Source organism: Faecalicatena contorta (genome assembly GCF_021531995.1).
Taxonomy (GTDB): domain Bacteria; phylum Bacillota; class Clostridia; order Lachnospirales; family Lachnospiraceae; genus Dorea_A; species Dorea_A contorta_A.
The window spans coordinates 1-3,852 of sequence record NZ_JAFBIZ010000168.1 but is presented as its reverse complement, the minus strand read 5'-3'; the positions used below and the strand labels follow the sequence as shown (position 1 = coordinate 3,852).

Sequence of the window (3,852 nt, the reverse complement as noted above, 5' to 3'; positions counted from 1 at the left end):
ATGTCAATTAAAATAAAATAAATTTTTGAAATTTTTTCGGGGAGGTTAAAAACTCCCTGATTTTTTTTGCCTGTGACTTGAGGAAATACCTCACAAATATTTTTTCAAGGAGGGTAATTCAATGGAATTACAGATTTTTCAGAATGCGGAGTTTGGCTCAGTCCGTAGCACAATGATAGGTGGAGAGCCATTTTTTGTAGGTAAGGATGTTGCAGAGATTCTTGGATATGCAGATCCTAACAAAGCGATTGCTATGCATGTTGATGAGGAAGACAAACTCAACGACAAAACAGCGTCGAGTTTAGGACAGCGTGGAGGATGGCTTATCAACGAGTCAGGTCTTTACGGTCTTATCTTATCAAGCAAACTTCCTGCAGCAAAGAGATTCAAGAGATGGGTGACATCGGAGGTTCTTCCAGCTATCAGAAGACATGGCTTATATGCAGTCGATGACATGTTGAACAATCCAGATGCTCTGATCGAGGCACTTCAGGCTTACAAGGCTGAGCGTATGCAGAGAATGGCACTGGAAGCAGAAAATGCAGTACAGAAACAGCAGCTTATCGAGATGCAGCCTAAGGCAAGTTACTACGATGTGGTTCTTAACAGTCCTGACCTTGTATCTATTACAGAGATTTCAAAGGATTATGGCTGGAGTGCCCAGAAGATGAATGAGTATCTTCACAGACAGGGTATTCAGTTCAAGCAGGGTGGAAGAATCTGGATCCTTTATCAGAAGTATGCGGAAAAAGGTTATACCAGCACCAAGACACATACTTATCCTGCCACAGACGGAAGCATTCATACCAAGGTTCATACATACTGGACTCAGAAGGGCAGACTTTTCATTTATGACTTATTAAAGGCAGACGGTATTTTGCCTCTTATTGAACAGGAGGATTAAATATGTCGGTCAGTAAATTCAACAATGAAGGTTATTACGATTCTGTTGTATATGAAGCACTGACCAAGGTGGAGGCGGAGGAGCGTGCAGCCAGAGCGGCTGCCGCTTACCGTCCTTTGGTGTACATATGCTCACCGTATGCAGGAGATATCGAAAAGAATACTTACAGAGCCAGAGCATTTTCAAGATTTGCAGTAGAGAAGAACTGTATTCCGATGGCACCGCATTTATTATTTCCACAGTTTGTGGATGAGGCTACAGAGAGATGGCTTGGTCTGAAAATGGGAATCGTGCTTCTAAGTAAATGCGAACAGGTCTGGGTATTCGGAGATGTGATTTCAGACGGTATGGTGGCAGAGATTGAAAAGGCAAAGAAGCAGCATAAAAGGATTCGCTATTTTACAAAGGATTTGAAGGAGGTAGGTCATGAAGATAGCTTATGGTAATTCCAGAATGGAGAAAAAGTGGAAGAACAATGAGATATCCTGGGAAGATTTCTGCAAAAGGGTAAGTACAACCCAGACTACTACGGAAACAGTGGATGAATACAGAAAAATGTCAAAGCCACAGCAGGATTCCATTAAGGATGTGGGAGGTTTTGTTGCAGGTCACTTAAAGGCAGGCAGACGTAAAAACGGTACAGTGCTTTGCCGTTCCATGCTGACACTTGATATGGATCATGGCAGTGCGGACATTCTGGATGAACTGGATATGTTTAATTCTCATAAGATGTGCATTTATTCCACTCACAAGCATACACCGGAAGCACCGAGACTTCGTCTGATCATGCCTCTTACAAGAGATGTATCGGAAGATGAATATCCTGCAGTTGCACGTAAGGTGGCTCAGGAAATCGGCATGGATATGTTTGATGATACAACCTACCAGCCACACAGACTGATGTACTGGCCTTCGACATCTTCAAATGGGGAATATATTTTCCGTGTTATGGATGGGGATATTGTAGATCCGGATTATTATCTTGGACTTTACGATGACTGGCGTGATGTTTCTACATGGCCTGTATCATCAAGAGAATCAGAGGCAGTGAAGAAAACTGCATCGCAGCAAGCAGATCCTCTTACTAAGGATGGAGTGGTAGGAGCATTTTGCCGCACCTATTCTATCAGGGATGCGATTGATAAATTTCTTAAGGATGTGTATGAGCCGTCTGCAATGGAAGGCAGATATGATTATATTCCTGCGGACAGTAGTGCCGGTGTAATTATTATTGATGAAAAGTTTTCCTACAGTTTCCATGCGACAGATCCGGCGTGTGGTCAGCTTCTGAATGCTTTTGATGTGGTGAGAGTTCATAAGTTTCCTGATGATGATCCGAAAAAGTCATTTAAGGCGATGGCTAAATTTGCAAGTTCAGATGAAGAGGTAAAGCTTCTTATCTTTAAAGAAAAACAGGACAGTGCGGCTGAGGATTTTGATGAAGAAGACCCGGAAGCGTGGAAGAAGAAACTGGAATATGAGGATAAGTCATTACAGCTTAAAAATACCCTGCGCAATCTGACCTTGATTTTGGAGAATGATCCAAAGCTTAAGGATATTGTGTTTAACCAGCACCTTGATGGCATGGAGATAAAAGGTGATGTTCCCTGGAAACATCCGTCAAAGTTCTGGAGAGATGCAGATGATGCCCAGCTGATCAGTTATGTAGATGAGAATTACGGCACCTTCTCACAGAGAAATTATGATATTGCGGTTGCAAAGGTCACGGATGACCGCTCTTATCATCCGATCCGTGAGTTTTTGCAGGCACTTCCTGAGTGGGACAAGGTCGAGAGAGTAGATACGCTTCTGATTGATTATCTGGGAGCTGCTGACAATAAATATGTCCGTGCAGTCACAAGAAAGACCTTATGTGCTGCAGCCTGCCGTGTATTAAATCCGGGATGTAAATTTGATACCATGCTTGTCCTGAATGGAAGTCAGGGAATTGGTAAGAGTACACTGATTGCCAAGCTTGGCGGAGAGTGGTTTTCTGATTCACTTTCCTTAAATGACACCAAGGATAAAACAGCAGCAGAAAAGCTTCAGGGTTACTGGATTCTTGAAATTGGTGAGCTTGCAGGTCTTCGTAAGGCAGAGGTGGAAACACTTCGTTCCTTCTTATCCAGACAGAATGACATTTACCGTGCGTCTTTTGGAAAACGCACCACACCGCATCCAAGACAGTGTGTATTCTTCGGTACCACAAATGCTGAGAGCGGATATTTAAGAGATACCACAGGCAACAGACGTTTCTGGCCGGTTAAGACTCCTGGCGGCGGCAGCAAGCGTTCGTGGGATGTAACACAGGAAGATGTTCTGCAGATATGGGCAGAGGTTATGCATTATGTGAAAGCCGGGGAGAAGCTTTATCTGGATCCAGAGGTGGAGGCACTTGCAAAGGCTGAGCAGAGAGAAGCAATGGAGTCTGATGAGCGTGAAGGTCTTGTGCGTGAGTACCTGGAAGCACTTCTGCCTGATAACTGGGATGATATGGATACCTTTGAGAGAAGGAATTTCCTTGATGGTACCGGCAAGGCTGACATTGGCAAAAAGGGTACTATCAGAAGAACACAGGTCTGCAATATGGAAATCTGGTGTGAATGCTTTGGCAAAGAGCGTTCCAATCTGAAGCGTGCAGATTCTAATGAACTGTCAGGTATTCTGGTGAAGCTTGGATGGGTGAGACTTGATAGAAAAGAGCGTGTAGCGAACTATGGTCCCCAGTTCATCTTTGTTCCCAAAGAGCGTAACTAAAAAAATATCTGGAACATAGGACTGTTCCGGGAACACTGATTTGTTCCATGAAAGTATGTCAGGCACATTTTTCGGAACAGACCAAATGCGGGCGGCGGATGCCAACTTTACTGCTTTTGTTCCTATGTTCCTAATATTTTCTATAAATATGAAAATAGAAAAAAGATGCCCTATAGATACCATAATACACA

At 43.4% G+C, this 3,852-nt stretch carries 3 protein-coding genes; all 3 read left to right on the top strand.

Annotated features, from left to right (window positions below; all coding sequences use genetic code 11):
• Nucleotides 1–121 precede the first annotated feature (121 nt).
• From JQM82_RS14605 to JQM82_RS14595, 3 genes are read left to right on the top strand one after another with little or no spacing between them, the layout of a single operon-like run.
• Nucleotides 122–904, top strand: a complete 783-nt coding sequence (locus JQM82_RS14605) for a phage antirepressor KilAC domain-containing protein (RefSeq protein WP_235251132.1) — start codon at nt 122–124, stop codon at nt 902–904.
• A 2-nt stretch (nt 905–906) separates the two neighbouring features.
• On the top strand, nt 907–1,350 hold the full coding sequence (locus JQM82_RS14600) for a DUF4406 domain-containing protein (RefSeq protein WP_235251131.1): 444 nt from the start codon (nt 907–909) through the stop codon (nt 1,348–1,350).
• Entirely contained in the window at nt 1,331–3,661 is a 2,331-nt protein-coding gene (locus tag JQM82_RS14595) for a virulence-associated E family protein (RefSeq protein ID WP_235251130.1), read from the top strand. Before JQM82_RS14600 ends, JQM82_RS14595 begins: the two co-directional genes overlap by 20 nt.
• Nucleotides 3,662–3,852 lie beyond the last annotated feature (191 nt).

Coding starts and splice junctions, on each gene's coding strand:
- JQM82_RS14595 (WP_235251130.1), top strand. CDS start 1,331: ATGAAGATAGCTTATGGTAATTCCAGAATGGAGAAAAAGTGGAAGAAC.
- JQM82_RS14605 (WP_235251132.1), top strand. CDS start 122: ATGGAATTACAGATTTTTCAGAATGCGGAGTTTGGCTCAGTCCGTAGC.
- JQM82_RS14600 (WP_235251131.1), top strand. CDS start 907: ATGTCGGTCAGTAAATTCAACAATGAAGGTTATTACGATTCTGTTGTA.